General features: G+C 64.4%; 13 protein-coding genes and 1 pseudogene. 11 read left to right on the top strand and 3 right to left on the bottom strand.

Going from position 1 to position 16,088, the window contains the following annotated elements; translation table 11 throughout:
- The first annotated feature begins 44 nt into the window (after positions 1-44).
- The 5 genes from AC1D1L_RS30095 to AC1D1L_RS30075 all read left to right on the top strand — a co-directional run bounded on the left by AC1D1L_RS30095 (position 45) and on the right by AC1D1L_RS30075 (position 6,781).
- Positions 45-2,186: a pseudouridine synthase gene (locus AC1D1L_RS30095; protein ID WP_477344989.1), complete on the top strand. Its 2,142-nt coding sequence runs from the start codon at positions 45-47 to the stop codon at positions 2,184-2,186.
- An 11-nt stretch (positions 2,187-2,197) separates the two neighbouring features.
- Positions 2,198-2,752, top strand: coding sequence for a 16S rRNA (guanine(966)-N(2))-methyltransferase RsmD (gene rsmD, locus AC1D1L_RS30090; protein ID WP_436259490.1), 555 nt, complete (start codon positions 2,198-2,200; stop codon positions 2,750-2,752).
- Positions 2,753-3,084: 332 nt separating this feature from the next.
- The gene (locus AC1D1L_RS30085; protein ID WP_477344988.1) at positions 3,085-4,440 is read left to right on the top strand and encodes a M16 family metallopeptidase; all 1,356 of its coding nucleotides are present in this window, start codon (positions 3,085-3,087) and stop codon (positions 4,438-4,440) included.
- Between the two features lie 155 nt (positions 4,441-4,595).
- Positions 4,596-5,924: a M16 family metallopeptidase gene (locus tag AC1D1L_RS30080; protein ID WP_477344987.1), complete on the top strand. Its 1,329-nt coding sequence runs from the start codon at positions 4,596-4,598 to the stop codon at positions 5,922-5,924.
- Positions 5,921-6,781 (top strand): patatin-like phospholipase family protein, encoded by an 861-nt coding sequence (locus tag AC1D1L_RS30075; RefSeq protein ID WP_477344986.1) that lies wholly within the window; start codon positions 5,921-5,923, stop codon positions 6,779-6,781. Before AC1D1L_RS30080 ends, AC1D1L_RS30075 begins: the two co-directional genes overlap by 4 nt.
- Before the next feature lie 161 nt (positions 6,782-6,942).
- Here the strand turns inward: AC1D1L_RS30075 and AC1D1L_RS30070 are convergent, their stop codons facing one another.
- Complete coding sequence (locus tag AC1D1L_RS30070; protein WP_477344984.1) at positions 6,943-7,476, bottom strand: dihydrofolate reductase family protein; 534 nt, start codon at positions 7,474-7,476, stop codon at positions 6,943-6,945.
- 277 nt (positions 7,477-7,753) lie between these two features.
- On the opposite strand from AC1D1L_RS30070, the gene AC1D1L_RS30065 reads away from it, so the two are divergent.
- Positions 7,754-9,199, top strand: coding sequence for a coiled-coil domain-containing protein (locus AC1D1L_RS30065; RefSeq protein WP_477344983.1), 1,446 nt, complete (start codon positions 7,754-7,756; stop codon positions 9,197-9,199).
- A 52-nt stretch (positions 9,200-9,251) separates the two neighbouring features.
- On the opposite strand, the pseudogene AC1D1L_RS30060 reads toward AC1D1L_RS30065, so the two are convergent.
- Both AC1D1L_RS30060 and AC1D1L_RS30055 read right to left on the bottom strand, forming a co-directional pair.
- Positions 9,252-9,368: pseudogene (locus tag AC1D1L_RS30060) on the bottom strand (IMP dehydrogenase); the annotation flags it as partial.
- 6 nt (positions 9,369-9,374) lie between these two features.
- Positions 9,375-10,328, bottom strand: coding sequence for an aldo/keto reductase (locus AC1D1L_RS30055; protein WP_477344981.1), 954 nt, complete (start codon positions 10,326-10,328; stop codon positions 9,375-9,377).
- 177 nt (positions 10,329-10,505) lie between these two features.
- Between AC1D1L_RS30055 and AC1D1L_RS30050 the strand changes: the two genes are divergently transcribed.
- From AC1D1L_RS30050 to AC1D1L_RS30030, 5 genes are all read left to right on the top strand, one after another.
- Positions 10,506-11,405: an AraC family transcriptional regulator gene (locus tag AC1D1L_RS30050; RefSeq protein ID WP_477344980.1), complete on the top strand. Its 900-nt coding sequence runs from the start codon at positions 10,506-10,508 to the stop codon at positions 11,403-11,405.
- A 332-nt stretch (positions 11,406-11,737) separates the two neighbouring features.
- On the top strand, positions 11,738-12,790 hold the full coding sequence (locus AC1D1L_RS30045) for a LacI family DNA-binding transcriptional regulator (RefSeq protein ID WP_477344979.1): 1,053 nt from the start codon (positions 11,738-11,740) through the stop codon (positions 12,788-12,790).
- A 69-nt stretch (positions 12,791-12,859) separates the two neighbouring features.
- On the top strand, positions 12,860-14,101 hold the full coding sequence (locus tag AC1D1L_RS30040) for an ABC transporter substrate-binding protein (RefSeq protein WP_477344978.1): 1,242 nt from the start codon (positions 12,860-12,862) through the stop codon (positions 14,099-14,101).
- A 171-nt stretch (positions 14,102-14,272) separates the two neighbouring features.
- Positions 14,273-15,199: a carbohydrate ABC transporter permease gene (locus AC1D1L_RS30035; protein WP_477344977.1), complete on the top strand. Its 927-nt coding sequence runs from the start codon at positions 14,273-14,275 to the stop codon at positions 15,197-15,199.
- Positions 15,199-16,056 (top strand): carbohydrate ABC transporter permease, encoded by an 858-nt coding sequence (locus AC1D1L_RS30030; protein ID WP_477344976.1) that lies wholly within the window; start codon positions 15,199-15,201, stop codon positions 16,054-16,056. Before AC1D1L_RS30035 ends, AC1D1L_RS30030 begins: the two co-directional genes overlap by 1 nt.
- Positions 16,057-16,088: the final 32 nt, after the last annotated feature.

Here is a 16,088-nt window from a genome sequence, read left to right as displayed (position 1 = left end):
TAGGGATGCGCCACGCTGTAGCAGCGCAAACGGACAAAGGCCACATGGACGACAACGACAAGAAATCTCCGCGCCACAAAGGCCCGGGCAAAAGCGGCCCGAGAGCCGCAGGGCCGCGCCGTGATGGCGCCGCCGGCAAAGGCGGCAAGCCTTCCTTCGGGGCCAAGAAGCCCTATGCGCCGCGTGGCGCCCGGCCTGCAGCAACCGAGGGCGAGCGCCCAAAGCGCGATTTCAAGAGCGGCGACAGGCCGTTCAGCAACGGTCCGCGCCCCGAAGGCAAGCCTTTCGAAAAGCGCGAAGGTCCGCGCAAACCTTACGCACCGCGCGGCGACCGGCCGATGGCGGCCGATGGCGAGCGGCCGAAGCGGGATTTCAAGAGCGGCGATCGGCCGTTCAGCAAGGGTCCGCGCCCGGAAGGCAGGCCTTTCGAAAAGCGCGAAGGGCCGCGCAAGCCCTATGCGCCGCGTGGCGACCGGCCGATGGCGGCCGATGGCGAGCGGCCGAAGCGCGACTTCAAGAGCGGCGACCGGCCGTTCAGCAAGGGGCCTCGTACCGAGGGCAAGCCCTATGAGAAGCGCGAAGGTCCGCGCAAGCCCTATGCACCGCGCGGTGATCGGCCTGCCGCCGCCGAAGGTGAAAACCGTTTCGACCGGCCAAAGCGCGATTTCGGCGATCGCCCACAGCGCGATGCCGGCGATCGTCCGAAACGCGACTTCAGCGATCGCCCCAAGCGCGATTTCGGTGGTGACCGGCCGCAAGGCGCCTCCGGCAGCGGCTTCAAGCCGCGCCCGCGCGCCGCGGAGACTGAAGAAGCCGGAGAGCGTATCGCCAAGCGGCTGGCCCGCGCCGGCCTGGCTTCGCGCAGAGACGCCGAGGACCTGATCGCGGCCGGCCGCGTCAAGGTCAACAACCGGGCTTTGACCTCGCCGGCCTTCAACGTCATGCCCGGCGACATCATCCATCTCGACGGCATGGAAATCCCGCCGATCGAGCGCACAAGGCTGTTCCTGTTCCACAAGCCGGCCGGGGTCGTCACCACCAATCGCGACCCCGAGGGACGCAAGACCGTGTTCGACGTGCTGCCGGCCGAATTGCCGCGGCTGATGACCATCGGTCGCCTCGACATCAACACCGAAGGCCTGCTGCTGCTCACCAATGATGGCGGGCTGTCGCGCGTGCTCGAACTGCCGGCCACTGGCTGGCTGCGCCGTTACCGCGTGCGCGTTCATGGCAAGGTCGAGGAAAGCGTGCTCGCAGGCCTGCGTGAAGGTATTGCCGTCGATGGCGTCTTCTACGGCGCCATCGAGGCGACGCTCGACCGTGAGCAAGGCACCAACGCCTGGCTGACGATCGGCCTGCGCGAAGGCAAGAATCGGGAAGTGAAGACCATCCTTGGTTCGCTCGGCCTCGACGTGACGCGGCTGATCCGCATCTCCTACGGGCCGTTCCAGCTCGACGACCTCGCCGAAGGCCATGTGCTGGAGATCAAGGGCCGCGTCTTGCGCGACCAGCTCGGCGAACGCCTGATCGAGGATTCCGGCGCCAATTTCGACGCCGAGATCACCAAGCCGTTCTCCAACCAGCCGGTGCGGCGTGAGCGCGAAGTGGAGCCCGAACGGCCGAAATTCACCCGCGAGGGCGATCGCCGGCCGATCGGCGAGGGCGGTCTGATCAAGAACCGCAAGCGCCGCGAGGGCAGCCGCGACGAGGCGTTGGGCAAACTGTCGACCAGCCCTGAAAGGGGTGCAAGGCCGGAAAAGAGCTTTGGCGAACGCGGCCCGCGACCCGAGCGTAGCGAGTTTCGCGATAAGCCACGTGGCGATTTCGGCGACAAACCGCGCGGTGGCTTTGGCGATAAACCCCGTGGCGCCTTTGGCGACAAACCGCGTGGTGGCAAAAAACCCGAGCGCGAGCAGCGGCCGATCGAGCCGCCGGGCCAGCGCAAGGCCAATGTCTGGATGGCGCCGGGCGCGCGTCCGATCGGCAAGGGCAGGGCGGAAGCCGATGCCGCCAAGGCGGCCGATGCCAAGGCGCGCAAGGCCTCGTTCAAGCCGGCCTATGGCAAGCCGGCCTATGGCAAGCCGGGTGGCGCCAAGCCGTTCGGTAAGCCGCGCGGCGAGCGTCCGGGTGGCGGTCGCGGCGGTGAGCGGCCGCGCAATGGTCCCAAGGGTCCCCGGACCAGATGAGAGCCGTTTAGATGAGAATCGTCGGCGGCCAGTTTCGCGGGCGTCCGCTGGCGACGCCGCGCGACCACGCCATCCGCCCGACCACCGACCGCGCCCGCGAGGCCGTCTTCAACGTGCTGGCGCACCGCTTCGCCGACAAGCTCGAGGGTGCGCGTGTGCTCGATCTGTTCGCCGGCACCGGCGCGCTCGGCCTCGAAGCGCTGTCGCGCGGCGCTTCTTATGGCGTCTTCATCGAAGAATCGGCCGAAGGCCGCGGCCTGATCCGCACCAATGTCGAAGCCTTTGGCCTCACTGGCCGCACCAAGATCTTTCGCCGCGACGCGACTGCCTTGGGCGAAGCCGGCACGCTTGCGGCCTTTGGCCTGATCTTCGCCGATCCGCCCTATGGCAAAGGTCTCGGCGAACGCGCGCTACGTTCGGCCAAGGCAGGCGGCTGGCTGCTGCCTGGCGCGCTCTGCGTGGTCGAGGAAGCCGCCTCGGCGCCCTTCGAGGTCGGGCCCGAATTCTCGGTGGTTGATGAGCGCAACTACGGCGAGACGGTGATCCGGTTCATCGAGGCTGGGTGATTAGGCTCCCCCTTCTCCCCTTGTGGGGTGAGCAGCCGGTTCGCGAAGCGAATTCAGCGTGCCAGTGGCACGATGAAAGGCCGGCGAACGCCGGGACGCTGCGAAGCAGCGGGGACCCGGCAGGGTGGATCGGCCACCACCCGGCCCTTCGCATGGCTCAGGGCGTTCGAGGCTCGAAAAGCCAAGCAATTGGCTTTTCGTCCGCTACGCGGACCGCGTCTCACCCCACAAGGGGAGAAGGAAGAAACAGCGCCTTCAAAATGACGCACAATTCACTTTGCCTCGGTGGCTAACCTTGCCTATCGTCGCGCGATAACAAACCGGAGCCATTGATGACACCTCACACTGAATGGCTGCGGAGAGCGTTGCTCGCCACCGCGCTGACCTTGGCCGGCCCGGCCCTGGCCGCGGACGACGGCAAGGTGGCGAACTTCCTGCTCGACAACGGCATGGAAGTGGTGGTCATCCCCGATCATCGTGCCCCCATCGTCACCCATATGGTGTGGTACAAGATCGGCAGCGCCGACGAGCCGCCAGGCAAGTCCGGCATCGCGCATTTCTTCGAACATCTGATGTTCAAGGCCACGACCAACCACGCCGCGGGCGAGTTCGACCGCGCCATTTCGGACATAGGCGGCTCCAACAACGCCTTCACTTCCTATGACTACACCGCCTTCCACGAGACGGTGACGCCCTCGGCGCTCGAACTGATGATGAGCTTTGAGGCCGACCGCATGCGCAACCTCATCTTGACCGACGAGGTCATCAAGACCGAGCGCGACGTGATCCTGGAAGAGCGCCGCTCGCGCATCGACAGCAACCCCGAGGCCGTGCTCGACGAAGAGGTCGATGCGACGCTCTGGCAGAACCAGCCCTACCGCATTCCGGTGATCGGCTGGATGCAGGAGATGGAACAGCTGAACCGCACCGATGCGGTTGCCTTCTATGACAAGTATTACCGCCCCAACAATGCCGTGCTGATCGTTGCCGGCGATGTCGAGCCGGACGCGGTGAAGGCGCTGGCCGAAAAGACCTATGGCAAGGTCGCGCGCGGCCCGCACCTGCCGCCGCGCATCCGCCCGGTCGAGCCGGAGCAGAACACCAGGCGCACGGTGACGCTCACCGATGCGCGCGTTTCGGTGCCGAGCTTTTCGACGCAATGGGTGGTTCCGTCCTACCACACCGCAAAACCCGGCGAGGCCGAGGCGCTCGACCTGTTGGGAGAGATCCTTGGCGGCGGAAGCCGCAGCCGGCTCTACCAGCAGCTGGTGGTCAAGCAGGGCATCGCATCGGGGATCGGTGCCTTCTTCCAGGGAACCATGCTCGACGCCACCAATTTCACCGTCTATGGCGCGCCGCGCGGCGACGCCAAGCTGAGCGACGTCGAGGCGGCCGTCGACGCCGAGATCGCCCGCATCATCAAGGACGGCGTCACCGCCGACGAGCTGGAGAAGGCCAAGGCCCGTTACATCAGGGCCATGATCTTCGCCCGCGACAAACAGGACGAGATGGCCAATCTCTACGGCGCCGAGCTCGCCACCGGCGGTAATGTTAGGGATATCGAGGAATGGCCGGACCGCATTCGCAAGGTCACCGCCGACGAGATCAGGGCGGTCGCCGCCCGCTATTTGCTGCTCGACCGTTCGACCACCGGCTATCTCTTGCCGCAGCAACAGGCGGGGAATTGATGATGAGCCTGGTTTCCATGGGCATGCGCGAGACTGCCCCCTCATCCGGCCGCTTCGCGGCCACCTTCTCCCCGCTGGGGAGAAGAGGCGGGCGCCAGCGCTGGCAAGCTCCTCTCCCCAATGGGGAGAGGTCAGCCGAGCGAAGCGGAGGCTGGGTGAGGGGGAGTGCCGCGCTCCGTACCTTCACCACCCTGCTCCTCGCCATCCTCTTCCTCGTCCTGCCGGCGCTTGCCGCGCGCGCGATGGACATCCAGCAGGTGACCTCGTCAAAGGGCATCAACGCCTGGCTGGTCGAGGATCACTCCATTCCGATCATCGCCATTCGCTTCGTCTTCGATGGTGGCTCGACGCAGGATCCGGCCGGCAAGGAAGGGCTGGTCAATCTGATGACCGGCCTGTTCGACGAGGGCGCCGGCGACCTCGACAGCGAGGCCTTTCAGACCAGGCTTGACGATGCCGGCGCCGAAATGGGCTTCGACGCGGCGCGCGACGGCACCTATGGCTCGATGCGCATGCTGGCCGAGCAGAAGGATGCGGCCTTCGACCTGCTCAGGCTGGCGGTTACCAGTCCGCGCTTCGACCAGGCGCCGATCGACCGCATCCGCTCCCAGATATTGTCCGGCATCATCGCCAGTGAGCGCGACCCCAACACCGTCGCCCAGACCAAATGGCTGCGCGCCATCTATGGCGAACATCCCTACTCCCGGCCGGACCAGGGCACCAAAGACAGCATCGCCACCATCACCGCGGCGGATCTGGCTGCCTTCCACAAGGCCAATTTCGCCCGTAATGGCCTGCATGTTGCGGTGGTCGGCGACATCGACGCCGCGACGCTGAAACAGAAGCTCGATGACGTGTTCGGCGATCTGCCGGAAAAGCAGCTGCTGCGGCCGGTTGCCGATACTGAGCTGAAGCTCGGCCAGCAGCTCGAGGTCGATTACGATCTGCCGCAGACCTCGCTGCAGTTCGCCTATCCCGGCGTGAAGCGCGATGCGCCGGATTTCTTTGCCGCGGTGCTGATGAACCAGATTCTCGGTGGCGGCACCTTCACCTCGCGCCTCTATGACGAGGTGCGCGAAAAGCGCGGCCTCGCCTATAGCGTCGATTCCAGCCTGGTCGATCACCAGCATTCCAACGCGCTGATCATCACCACGGCGACGCGTTCGGACCGGGCGGCAGAGACGCTCGGCATCGTCAAGGACGTGGTCAGGAAGATGGCCGAGGAGGGGCCGACAGAGGCCGAACTGGACGCGACCAAGAAATACATGGTCGGCTCCTACGCCATCAGCAATCTGGATTCTTCCAGCGCCATTGCCGCGACCTTGGTGGAATTGCAGCTCGACCATCTCGGCATCGACTACGTGCAGCGCCGTTCAGCGCTCATCAACGGCGTGACGCTCGATCAGGTCAAGGCGGCGGCAAAGAAGCTGCTGTCGGCGGCCCCCGCGATCATGAGCATCGGCCCGAAGCTGGAGGCCAAATGACGGCGCCCACTTTCGGCATCGCCTTTGGCGGCGGCGGCGCTCGCGGCCTGGCTCACATCCACATCGTCGAGGCGCTGGACGAGCTCGGCATCAAGCCGGTGGCCATCGCCGGCTCGTCGATCGGCGCCATCATGGGCGCCGGCATGGCCTCGGGCATGAGCGGCAAGGACATCGAGGACTATGCCCGTTCGATCCTGAGCCGCCGTGCCGAGGTCGCAGCGCGCATGTGGCGCTCCCGGCCGGGTACCATCGCCGAGGCCATGCAAGGCGGCATCCGCGTCAGCCAGTTCAACATCGAGCGCATCCTGAAGGCCTTCCTGCCCGAAGCCATTCCCGAAACCTTCGCCGACCTTCAGATCCCGCTCAAGGTGACGGCGACCGACTATTTCGGCCACAAGCTGGCCGTCTTCGACGATGGCGACCTGCATTCGGCCTTGGCGGCTTCGGCCGCCATTCCCGCCGTGTTCCGTCCGGTGACGCGCGACGACCGCGTGCTGATCGACGGCGGCATCTACAATCCGGTGCCGTTCGACCTGATCGAAAACGCCGCCGACATCATCATCGCCATCGATGTCGTCGGCGCGCCGAGTGAGGCCGAGCGCAAGCACCCGACCACCGTCGACCTGATGTACGGCGCCACGCAATTGATGATGCAGTCGATCATCGCCCACAAGCTGAAGCAGGGGCCGCCCGACATCCTGATCCGCCCCAACGTGTCGAAGTACCGCGTGCTCGATTTCATGAAGATCGACGCGCTGATGGCCGAGACGCAGGAGATCAAGGACGAGCTGAAGCGCGAGGTGGAAAGGGTGGTCGAGGCGCGCGCCAAGGGCAAGCGCGGGAAGAAGGCCGGGTGAGGCTGCAATCTCCCCCCTTGAGGGGGAGATGTCGCCGAAGGCGACAGAGGGGGTCGTCTCGTGTGAAGCGCCAACCTCATCGGTCGCAAGAAGGTCGTATCCAGTCGGACCGACCCCCTCAGGCCTGCCGGCCATCTCCCCCTCAAGGGGGAGATCAGCCTTCACGTCCCCGCCGCATATTCCAGCGCCACCACACCATTGCTGAACGTCATGGCCGTGATCGGCTCCAGCGCCACAGGCATGTCGGTCGGAAACAGCTTCTTGCCCTCGCCAACAGTGCCGGGGTAGCTCAGCAGCCTGACGCGGTCGACCAGGCCGTGGCGCAGCAGTTCCTGCGCGACGCTGAGGCTGCCATGCACATAGATGTTGCCGCCACTGCCTTGCTTCAGCTTGCTCACTGCTTCCGGCAAGGAACCCGTAAGCAATTCCGCCGGCTTCCAGTCCAGCGCCTTCAGGCTGGCCGAGGCGACATATTTCGGCAGCGCATTGAACCGGTCGGCAAAGTCGCCGGTCTCGCTCGGCCATGAGCCGGCAAAGATCTCATAGGTCGTGCGCCCCAGAAGCATGGCGCCGCTATCGGCAAGCTCATCCTCCTTGAACCTTTGCATTTCATCGTTCCAGGTCACTTTGGGCAGCTTCTCGACCTCGGCAATGCCGTCGACGCTGATGAATTCGGTGACGATCAGTTTTCGCATGGCGTTCTCCTTGTTTGTCAGAGGACGGATGGCGCCAGCCCTTTGCGACACGCCGCGGCAAAAAAACGCCGCACTTGTTGGGCCGTGCTGAGCGTGCAACGCGCCTTCAAAGTCCCGCCATGGGAAAAAACCTCTCGCTGGGCCGGAGGCATGGATCAACATGACTATCCAAGCTTGGCCGGGAAGGGGGCTTCCCCAACGGAACAAGCGGATGTAGAAGGAACATTAGCAAATCGTTAAGTATAGAATTTGGAGTGAGTGCGAAGGGTGTTAGGTCATGAACCTCAAGAGTCTGATGAAGCGTGCTGTGAATTCCGACAAGGCATTTGAGAAGATCGAAGCCGAGTTGGCGGATGCGGTCGATGAGTGTCTTGAACTGGACGATCTGTCGCCGCCGCAAGACGGCCCTATTCCCGACGAGAACCTTGCCGCAAACAATGAGCGCTTGCAGCCTGAGGACAGTCCCCGGGCTGACGACGGCACAACGTCGGCCGAGAGCGCGCGGCGGCTGACGCCGCATGCGCAAAGCCGGCTGGCCGCATTGAGCGCGGTGGATGGGCTCTTTCACAATGCGCAGGACTATCTGGACGAGATCAACGCGAAACTCTCGGAAATATCTAATTCGCACAATCTCACCCGCGACTACCTGAACCTCCTGCACGGCGACGTTCTTCGCGCCAACGAACTGGAGTTGGCAACCATCGACCTGACCGCGCATCAGAGAGCGTTGTCGGAACAGCTCCACGACGCAACCAGGAAGCAGCGCGAGCGCGAAGCTGCCTTCGAGGTCCTGAAGCAGCGCGAGGCAAGCCTGGTCCAGGACCGGGAGACACTTCGCGAGGCACTTGCGGCAGTAAGGCTGGAACTCGTGAAGTCAGCCAATGCAAGCGCCAAGCGCGAGGCCGAGTTCGGCGACATCGTCAAGGCGCTGACGGCCAAGACGGTCGAAGCCAACAGACGGGCGCGCGAAAACAAGCTGCTGCGCGAAAAGCATGTCAGCCTGGCGATGGATGTCGACACGGCGCGCAAGCGCGAAACCGGAGCGCGCCACAGGCTGGACGAGCTTTCGGCGATCCACACCACCGAGGTGGCGCGGCTTGCGGAACTGCTGGCGGCACTCGGCAAGAGCGAGAAGGAGGAACTGCGGTTGCAGAGATCGCTCGAGCAGACGCAAACCAAGCTGGCGGAAATGACTGAAGCGGCTTCCATGATGGAAGCCGACACGCAGGCCGAACTCGCCCGCAACCAGCTGGAGACAAGCGGCTTGCGTTCCGAGATCCAGAGCCTGCAATCGAGGCTGGAACTGGCCTCGAACGAGAGCAGCGCGGCCTCAGCCGAGGCCGCTAGGCTCAAGGCTCAATGGGCCGACGCCGTTGCTGAAAAGCAGGTCGCGGACGAAAGGCTGGCTGCTCTGATGAAGGAGAGCGAAAGCGACAAGATGAGCCTTTCGACCGCGAACGCCGATCTATCGCAGCTTTCGCTGCTGCACGCCTCCGAACGGATGGAGTTGGATGTCCAGCGGCAGGAATGCGAGGAACTGAGAGCCGAGGTCGCGGCTCTCAATGCCCGCGTCAAGGAACTGTTGCCCTTTGAGCGCCTGCACAAAGTTGCCAGCGCCAAGCCGCGCGAAGGCGTCGTGGTAGAAATCAACGGCCCGGTGGCGGGAGCCGCCCGCGCCGTAAGCCGCCGCCGCACGCGCCGCAACCTTCGCGCCACGCCGTAGCGGCGTTGCCACGGCGGCTGACAGCATTGCAAGGACGGGTCCTGCAGCTAGGTCAGACCCGAAGGAGGGTCTTGATCGCGCGGCGCTCGTCCATTGCGCGGTAGCCTTCGCCGACATCGGCCAGTTCCAGATCGAACACCTTGCCGGGGTTGATCCGACGCTCGAGGACTTAGACTTACATCTCTTGCTCCCAGAAGCCGCGGGTGTTCACGTTGGCGGCGTCAGCAAGAGCTTCCAACTCCGTGATGTCGTCGCTGGTAAGCGTGATGCTGGTGGCCCGGACCAGACCATCGACATGGTGGGGCTTGGTGACGCCGATGATCGGCGTCGTGCCCTTGGCGATGGCCCACGCCGTCGCGACATAGGGCGTTGCTGCACCCTGGCTGTGGCCGATCGAGGCGAGCTTGTCCGTCAGGGCCTTCAGCTGAGCCAGCATGCCGTTGTAGATCTTCGCCCGGCTGCTGCCTTCCGGCAGTGGGTTCTCCGGGCTGTACTTGCCGGTCAAGGCGCCCTGTTCGAGCACCATATAAGCCAAGAACGGGATGCCTTGGTTGCGGCAGTAGTCCAGGATGCCAGCGTCCTCAGAGCTGCGGTAGAGGAGGCTAAAATGGTTCTGGATGGCTTCGACCCGGAACCCGGCTTCACCCAGGATCTGGTCGGCGAGCTTGATTTCGCTAAGGTTGTGATTCGAGACGCCGATATGTTTGACCTTCCCGCTCTTCAGCAACGGAATCAGGTGCGGAGTCCACCGCGGCACATCGGCTGGATTGTGAATCCAGTAGAGGTCGATGTAGCCGGTGCCGAGGTTGGCCAGACTCTGCTCCAGCATGTCCGCCACCGGATCGTCGCCGGTGCCCGCGATCCGCGGGTTGAACTTCGTGGAGAGTTGGTAGTCGCCGCGCGGGTAGCGCTTCAGGACCTCCCCGAGCACGGTCTCTGAACGGCCCATGCCGTACACAATCGCGGTGTCCCACAGGGTGAACCCGGCCGCATGTGCCTTGTCGGCGACCTCTTCCAGGCCAGCCTGAGTCATGTGGCTGCCGAAGTAGCCACTGCCAGTCTCGCCGCTGTCGCCCCAAGCCCAGGTGCCCAGTGCGACCGTGGGGGTCTTCAGATTATCGCTTCTCATGTTTGTTCCTACTTGTTCACTTGTTCTGCGGCCAGGTTTGCTGTGACCCAGGGGCCGCTGACACTGTGATGCGCAGCGAGGCCGAACCGTTAGCCCGATGCGCCGGGATTACTGCCTGATCCTCCAGAAGCCGCGGTTCGCATTGCCGCCCTTCCGCGCGCGTGCGATGGTCCTTTCATGGAAACACTGGCGGAAATTGCGACAATAATTGCCCGGCACGTCTCGAAGGATGGCTTCCACGCCACTCCCATCGAACACGTGACGCTTGTTCGATCCTCCACGGTGACGATGCCGATGCCAAATGTTTACCGGCCGCAACTGTGCCTCGTCGCGCAGGGTCGCAAGGAGGTCACGCTGGGCGACCGCTTGTTCAGATATGCACCGGGGCGCTATGGGGTCGTGACCTACGACTTGCCGGTGACAGGCCAGGTGGTGGAGGCAACGCCTGACAAGCCTTATCTCTGCCTGTACCTCGATTTTGATCCAGTCACGCTGGGGGAGTTGGCGTTGCGCGTACCGCCGCCACCGGGAGCACCATCCCCGCCCATAGGCAAGACCGTCTCCGACGCCGGCGCCGGTCTGCTCGACGCGGTGCTACGCCTCTTACGCCTGCTCGACGATCCGGCAGCGCTGCCCGTGCTCGGACCGCTTGCCGAGCAGGAAATTCTCTATCGCCTGCTCGCAGGGCCGGACGGCGCCCGTATGCGCCACATCACCTCCAGCCAGGGCCGGGTGGCCCAGGTCGGCCGCGCCATCGCCTGGATCGGGAAGAACTTCCGGGAACGGTTCAGCATCGAGCGGCTTGCCGCGGAAGTAGGAATGAGTCCGTCGAGCCTGCACGAGCATTTTCGCGCCGTGACGGCGATGACGCCGCTGCAATTCCAGAAGCAGCTCAGGCTGCAGGACGCGCGCAGCCTGATGCTGGTCCACGACATCGACGCCACGACTGCCGCCTTCCGCGTGGGTTACGAAAGCCCGTCGCAGTTCACTCGCGAATATCGCCGCCACTTTGGGGAACCGCCGGCGCGCGACATAGCCCGCTTGCGCGCCTCGCCGGGCTTGGCAGTGGTAGCTTGAGTTCAGCTTACCGACGACCTTAGCTCCACCGGCTAAGCGTCCGCTATCGTTCTCCCTGACGCCAAAAGCTGCCGATCCCCTCTCGGCCCCAAAGGCGACATCGGAAGATCTGCTCGTCAATGGTCACTTCTGACGCAAATCGGTCGCAACGAACAACTGCGTCGATCGCGTCGCCACTCGCCGCCCCCCTTGCCATCCCCGAATTCTCATCCTAGTCTCCCGTTGAGAAAACCTTTTCCCAAGTTCCGTGGCGTCCGCCGATCCCCAACATCGACAGGGCACGGGCCAGCAAGAGAAAACCTTTTCCCAAACCGAGGACCAACACCTAAGCAATGGCATCCGACGCGCCACCACCTGTCTCCGCCAAGACACCGGTCACTCTGCGTGAGGTGGCCTCAGTCGCCGGCGTCAGCGTCGCCACGGCGTCAAAGGCGCTGAACGGGCAGGGGCGGATGACCGCTCAGACGCGCGAGCGTATTCGCGAGACGGCGCAGCGGCTCGGGTTCCGGCCGAACAGCCTGGCGCAGAGCCTGTTGCGCAAGCGCTCCTTCACCGTCGGGCTGCTTACCAACGATACCTACGGCCGCTTCTCGCTGCCGCTGATGGCCGGCGTCTCCGATGCTCTGGTCGATGCCGGCGTCTCGGTGTTCCTGTGCAATGTCGAGGACGACCAGCGGCTCGGCCAGCTGCATGTCGAGGCCATGCTCGACAAACGCGTCGACGGCATCATCGCCACCGGCAAGCGCATCGACCGCCACCTGCCGGTCGATCTCGCCAATTTGCGCATCCCGGTGATCTACGCCTTCACCCAGCCCGATCCCGACGCCATCGGCTTCGAATCCGACGATGCCGGTGGCGCGCGGCTGGCAGTCGAGCATTTCTGCGCGCTCGGGCGCCGGCGCATTGCCCATGTCAGCGGTCCGACGAGCTTCGCCGTGGTGCATGAGCGCGCCCGGGCGTACCGCGAGGTGCTGGCCGAGCATGGCCTGCCGGTTGCCGAGCCGCTGCTTGGGCACTGGTCGGAGGCCTGGGGGCATGAGGCCGTCGCAAGACTGTTCGACGGCAGAGCGGGCAGGGCGGAGAAACCCGACGCCATCTTCTGCGGCAACGACCAGATCGCGCGTGGCGTCATCGATGCTCTACGCGAGCGCGGGGTCGGTGTGCCCGGCGAAGTCGGCGTCATCGGATTCGACAATTGGGAGATCGTGGCCGAAGCGACGCGGCCGCCGCTGACCTCGGTCGACATGAACCTGTCAGCGCTTGGCCGCGAGGCCGGGCTTGCATTGCTTTCGCTCGTTGGCGGCCAACTGGCCGCGCCGGGCATCCGAAAACTGCCGTGCCGGCTGGTGGTGCGTCAGTCATGCGGCCGTCCACCGGGCGGTTAGGAGAACGCGCGGCGCGATCTGGGAGAGCGCCGCAATAGGGAGGAGAACAGAACCATGAGGAGGAGAACCATGAAGACCATGATTGCCGGGCTCGCGCTCGCCGCAAGCATCTTTGCTCTGCCCGCTTTTGCCGCCGACACGGCCAATATCTGGGTCCGCGCCGACGGCTCGAATTTCATGCCGCGCATCGTCGATGCTTTCAACAAGGCGCATGAGAACCAGATCAAGCTCGACATCATCCCCAATGCCGAGATCATTCCGAAATATGGCGCAGCGGCCGCCGGCGGCACCGCGCCCGACGCGCTGTCCCTCGACCTGATCTACACGCCGGCTTTTTCCGCCGCCGGCCAGTTGGAAGACATCACCGATTGGGCGAAGTCTCTGCCCTATTTCGCCAGCCTGTCGCCGGCGCACGTCAAGACCGGCACTTACAAGGGCCGCATCTACGGCCTGCCGTTCTCGGCCGATAGCTCGGTGCTGATCTGGAACAAGAAGCTGTTCAAGCAGGCCGGGCTCGACCCTGAAAAGGGCCCGACCAACTGGGCCGAAATCGAAGCCGACGCCGAGAAGGTCAACGCGCTCGGAGGCGACATCAAGGGTTTCTACTTCTCCGGCAATTGCGGCGGCTGCAACATCTTCACCTTCACGCCGCTGGTCTGGGCCTCGGGCGGCGACATCCTCTCCGAGGACGGCTCCAAGGCGACGCTGGACAGCCCGCAACTGCGCGGCGCCATCGACCTGTACCGGTCGATGGTCAAGAAGGATCTGGTGCCGGCCGGCGCGCAAACCGATACCGGTTCCAACTTCTTTGCTGCCTTTGCCGCCGGCAATATCGGCATTTCGCCCTCCGGCGCCTTCGCCATCGGCGCCCTCAACACGCAGTACCCCAATGTCGATTACGGCGTCACCTTTCTGCCGGGCAAGGATGCCGGCTGGTCATCCTTCGCCGGCGGCGACAATTTCGTCGTCACCAAGGGCACCAAGAAGCTCGCCGTGGTGAAGGAGTTTCTCGACTTCGCCTATTCGCTGGAGGGCCAGACCATCCTGGCGAAATACGGCAGCCTGCCGGTGCGCGGCGACATCGCCAAGGAGGCGCTGAAGGATCTCGACCCGCGCTACCAGATCGCCGCCGAGGCGATGGCCAAGGGCCGCACGCCCTATTCGGTGGTGTTCAACGATTTGATCAACTCCGCCAACGGCCCGTGGACGCAGATGGTCAACGAGGTCTTCTTCGGCGACGATGTCGACGGCTCGATCGCGAACGCCCAGGAGACCATGCAGTCGATCATCGATCAGGCGCCGCAGAAATAGCGCCGCCCTCAACCTCCCCCTTGAGGGGAGGTCGGACCCGAAGGGTCCGGGTGGGGTCGCCTGCGAAGTGCTCGGCCTTTCTGTCGGCGCACTGCGCAGAGGACCCCACCCCCGGCCTTCGGCCGGACCCTCCCCTCGAGGGGGAGGGGGACGCCGCAACTGGAGCATCGCATGACCACCATCGCAGCAACCTCCGCTCCGGCGCGCCCGCGAAAACTGGTCGGCGCCGGGCGCCGGCAGTGGATCGGCTTGCTCTATGTCGCGCCGGCCGTGGCGCTGGTCGTCGTGTTCTTCATCATCCCGCTCGGCATGACGGCGTGGATGTCGTTGCACAACTGGCCGCTGATGGGCGAGCACAGCTACATCGGCCTCGATAATTATTGGGCAATCCTGCGCGACACCAGGTTCTGGAACGCGCTGCGCTTCACCGGCCTCTACACCGTGGTGGTGACGATCGCGATCTTCGCCGTCGCCTTTCCGCTGGCGCTGTTCATCGAGCGTCCCCGGCGGCTCACCGGCTTCTACCGCACGTCCTTCTTCATGCCGGCTGTTATCGGCTTCGCTTCGGCGAGCCTGCTCTGGTCGTGGCTTTTGAATGTCGATTCCGGTCTGTTCAGCCCGGCCGCCTTCGACCTCGGCCTGACCGGGAAGAAATTCAACCTTCTGGCCACCTTCCAGCCGGCCTTCTGGTCGATCATTGCCATGGTCGTGTGGAAGGTGGCGGGCTTCACCATGATCATCCTGATGACCGGCCTGCAGTCGATCCCGACCGATCTGCAGGAGGCGGCGATGATCGACGGAGCAGGGCCGTTCGCGCGCTTTCGCGCCATCACGCTGCCGCTGATGCGCCGCACCTTGGCGCTGGCGCTGATCCTGTCGGTCGCCGGCTCCATCCTCGCCTTCGACCAGTTCTACATCATCCTGCGTGGCGGCCCGCGCAATCAGACGCTGACAGCCGTCTACTGGATATTCAACCAGTCGTTTGTGTCGTTCAAGCTGGGCTATGGCGCCGCATTGTCGATGATCCTGCTCGCCATCCTGGTCGCGCTCAGCACGTTCCAACTCTGGCTGCTGCGCAAGCCCGAGGGGGTCGACTGATGGCGCAGGCAAGAAGCCGCAAAAGCCGCTTGCGCCTCGGCATCGCCGAGCACGCGACCGGCATGATCGCCTCGGTGCTGTTCCTGGCGCCGATCGTCTGGACAGTGCTGTCTGCCTTCAAGCCGTCGCAGGAGGCGCGCCTGCCGCCGCTGCCGCCTTGGCCGACCACCGGTTTTTCGGTTGAAAATTACGGCACGCTCAACACTTTCGGCGACGGGCTCTGGCTGCCGGCGCAAAACAGCCTCTATGTCTCCGTCATGACGGTGGTGTTTTCCGTTATCGTCAGCGTGCTTGCCGGCTACGGCTTCTCGCGCTTCCGCTTTCCGTTCAAGGACCTGCTCTTCGTCGTCATCCTGTCGACGATCATGATCCCGTTCCAGTCGATCCTGACGCCGATCTTCCTGGTGCTGACCAAGGTCGGCCTGCACAACACGCTGACCGGGCTGGTCTGCGTCTATGTCACGCTGCAGCTGCCGTTCTCGATCTTCATGATGCGCAACGCCTTCGACGCGGTGCCGCGCGAGATCGAGGAGGCCGCCCGCATGGACGGCGCCAACAATCTCACCATGCTGCTGAAGGTGATGCTGCCTTTGGTCTGGCCCGGCATCGTCACCATCGCGCTGTTCGCCTTCCTCGGCGCCTGGAACGAGTTCCTGGCCGCCCTCGTGCTGATGACCGACCAGTCCAAATTCACGCTGCCGATCATGATGACCGCACTTCAATCCGGCCGCTTTGGCGCCATCGACTGGGGCGCCGTGCAGGCCGGCGTCACCGTGATGATGGTGCCTTGCCTGATCCTCTTCCTGTTGCTGCAGCGCTTCTACATACGCGGCCTGATGGCCGGCGCCGTGAAATGACCCGCGGTGAAATGACAATAACGAAATCGAAC

This window comes from Mesorhizobium sp. P2_D6, from assembly GCF_056404315.1.
The sequence above is the reverse complement of the archived record's forward strand: the minus strand, read 5'-3'. Positions and strand labels throughout refer to the sequence as shown.

What these genes read in the sequence shown, in the direction of transcription:
- AC1D1L_RS30095 (WP_477344989.1), top strand. Translation starts at nt 45, where the DNA reads ATGGACGACAACGACAAGAAATCTCCGCGCCACAAAGGCCCGGGCAAA.
- rsmD (WP_436259490.1), top strand. Translation starts at nt 2,198, where the DNA reads ATGAGAATCGTCGGCGGCCAGTTTCGCGGGCGTCCGCTGGCGACGCCG.
- AC1D1L_RS30085 (WP_477344988.1), top strand. Translation starts at nt 3,085, where the DNA reads ATGACACCTCACACTGAATGGCTGCGGAGAGCGTTGCTCGCCACCGCG.
- AC1D1L_RS30075 (WP_477344986.1), top strand. Translation starts at nt 5,921, where the DNA reads ATGACGGCGCCCACTTTCGGCATCGCCTTTGGCGGCGGCGGCGCTCGC.
- AC1D1L_RS30070 (WP_477344984.1), bottom strand. Translation starts at nt 7,476, where the DNA reads ATGCGAAAACTGATCGTCACCGAATTCATCAGCGTCGACGGCATTGCC.
- AC1D1L_RS30065 (WP_477344983.1), top strand. Translation starts at nt 7,754, where the DNA reads ATGAACCTCAAGAGTCTGATGAAGCGTGCTGTGAATTCCGACAAGGCA.
- AC1D1L_RS30055 (WP_477344981.1), bottom strand. Translation starts at nt 10,328, where the DNA reads ATGAGAAGCGATAATCTGAAGACCCCCACGGTCGCACTGGGCACCTGG.
- AC1D1L_RS30050 (WP_477344980.1), top strand. Translation starts at nt 10,506, where the DNA reads ATGGAAACACTGGCGGAAATTGCGACAATAATTGCCCGGCACGTCTCG.
- AC1D1L_RS30045 (WP_477344979.1), top strand. Translation starts at nt 11,738, where the DNA reads ATGGCATCCGACGCGCCACCACCTGTCTCCGCCAAGACACCGGTCACT.
- AC1D1L_RS30040 (WP_477344978.1), top strand. Translation starts at nt 12,860, where the DNA reads ATGAAGACCATGATTGCCGGGCTCGCGCTCGCCGCAAGCATCTTTGCT.
- AC1D1L_RS30035 (WP_477344977.1), top strand. Translation starts at nt 14,273, where the DNA reads ATGACCACCATCGCAGCAACCTCCGCTCCGGCGCGCCCGCGAAAACTG.
- AC1D1L_RS30030 (WP_477344976.1), top strand. Translation starts at nt 15,199, where the DNA reads ATGGCGCAGGCAAGAAGCCGCAAAAGCCGCTTGCGCCTCGGCATCGCC.